This is a genomic window from Endozoicomonas sp. ONNA1, assembly GCF_024606325.1.
GTDB lineage: Bacteria > Pseudomonadota > Gammaproteobacteria > Pseudomonadales > Endozoicomonadaceae > Endozoicomonas_A.
Window position 1 is genome coordinate 1 of sequence record NZ_JAHHPN010000268.1, and the last position, 2,237, is coordinate 2,237.

General features: G+C 38.0%; 1 protein-coding gene. It reads right to left on the reverse strand.

Features of this window, described 5'->3' with window-relative positions:
- A partial coding sequence (locus KDK19_RS06405; RefSeq protein WP_257291583.1) for a hypothetical protein occupies positions 1-2,119 on the reverse strand: 2,119 nt, incomplete at its 3' end.
- Positions 2,120-2,237: the final 118 nt, after the last annotated feature.

Here is a 2,237-nt window from a genome sequence, read left to right on the forward strand (position 1 = left end):
ATCCGCTACCGGCAATCTTCTCTTGTAATATGGCTTTGATCGGATCGTCTTCGGAGCTGGCATCGTTAGATTGACCTTCAGTCCCGTTATCGCTGTGATGACTTTCAGGTAAGGCATGGGTAAATACATTTTTAGGCTCAAGGGAGGCTAACCCGAACCTCGTTCTGTATTCAACAGTGGTCCCGTCAGGCAGCAGGGTAAAAACAACACGGTTTGGTTCAGGGTAGGGCGCATTGCTGGAGGTTGATGGTATGTCAGGATCATCGGCTGAATGAGGCGTGCGAACTGCAACGGCAGCATTTGCAAAGATACCTTTTTTGGCCAACTCCCTCAAAACTTCAGGTACAGCATAACCTTTATGGTTAACATTCAGTACACCCAGTACACCCGAAGAACCAAAAATGCCTTGTGCAGAGTTATCAAAAGAGAATGCTATGGTTTGTACGGTGGTATTGCTGGGAATTGCCATACTTAAAACCAATGTTAGCTTTTTTATTAAGTTCTGAGTGTCGGAAAAAAAACGAGTAGCGCGTCTGATATCAGAGAAATAAACCTCTCCGGTAATGATGACTTTAGTGTCTTCACCAATGTTTGTGAACGGTATTCCTTTTACTATTTCGAGTTTAAGTGTTTTTCCTTGCGGCATATTAATTTCAACAACATTGTACAAAACGCTTTTTTCAGTTCTGTACTCATGATAAAGATTAATAGACTCTGTTAAAGATCTTTCTTTATCGTACAGACTGTCAAATAGATTAATTATTATTAATTTGTCGTATGGTCTCTCACGCACTATTAGTGAAGGGTTGAAACTAAGAACATAAGATCTTCTGTTGTAGAAGGGATTGTTTGCTGAGAATTTAACAAATGGAATGATTTTATATTTTCTTTTTAATTGGGTATTTTTCAATCTTTCAAAAGCGTTATAACCTATTTTATTGATAATCCGCTGGTCAGTCTCCTTGTTATGATATGAAAACTTTGCTGACATCATTGCAACTTCATTAATGTTACTGCTGGAGACATCCGTTTTATTTATTTGATAGAATTGACGTAGTTTCTCCTTTATCTTTGGTATGAGTTCTTCCTCACTTATTGCAGATTTTTTTAAGCCTTCTACAGCATCATGAAGAAATGTGATTTCATCAAGTGATATTTTGATCAGAGGGTTTCTTTTGAGAGTTAGTAGGATAAATGGCTGGTTTGCATGATCAAGAGTACTGTCTACAAAATTACCTAATGAATTTATTTTCATTCCGAACATTAATGTATTGCGGGTATGATGTGTTAGTTGATATTCCCCTAGTCTTTGGAATAGATCACCAATACTGGTTTTTTTTACGATATCTTTAATCTGACTGGTTTGTTCTTCTGGCAGGTTTGTATCGTATGTCTCAAAATAAGGGCTGGGATCTGGAATCATTCCATCTGAAAACATTTTTTCAAAAAGAGCACGTATCTTAGCTCTTTCGAGACGTTTTTTGTTTTCATCACTTACTCCTATTTCTGATATAGACTCGCCCGAACTACTCCTTTTTAGAAAGGCCTTGCTCTCCATTTCGGGTAGTAGTCCTTTATCAATATATGCCCCTCCAAAATTGAAAGCATGATAAATTCCTATAAATCTTTCGGTTATTAAAGAGTCAGTAAAGCCTAAGCTGTATTTAATATATTGAATCTCTATTGGTTTGAAATCAATCTCGTCTCTATGAACGACAGCATCGACAATGGATGTTTCAATTTTATTTAACAATTCACTGGTTTTATCCCATTGTATGGCAAACGACTGCTTTACATTATCTGAAAAACTGGAACTCATTATATTCAATTGTTCTACGTTTGGGCTTTTACCCATAAAATCATCAATTATTTTCCAGGTGCGATCTTTCAACTTCGCTATATCATCATCTGGAGAATCTTTCTCAATAGCATTTTTGTTTATCTCGGACATCAGCAGCGAATATAGTATTTTTTTGTATGCCAAACGTTCGGGAGCCCATACATGGAGTACGTAGTCCGGGTTCACCTTGGCCCATATTGTCAGACAACCAAACTCCCAACCTTCAATGGGATCGACAATGCTGACATGCATATTCTTGGGTACACGGAAGTCTCGCATGATAACACCTGATAGATTGACCTACATGGTTTCCCGGGGGATTGCGATACTTGCCCTTTCACCGGCGTGATCAGAGGGCTTTAAATGCGTAAAAATCCTAACCCACAGTCTAGTATGT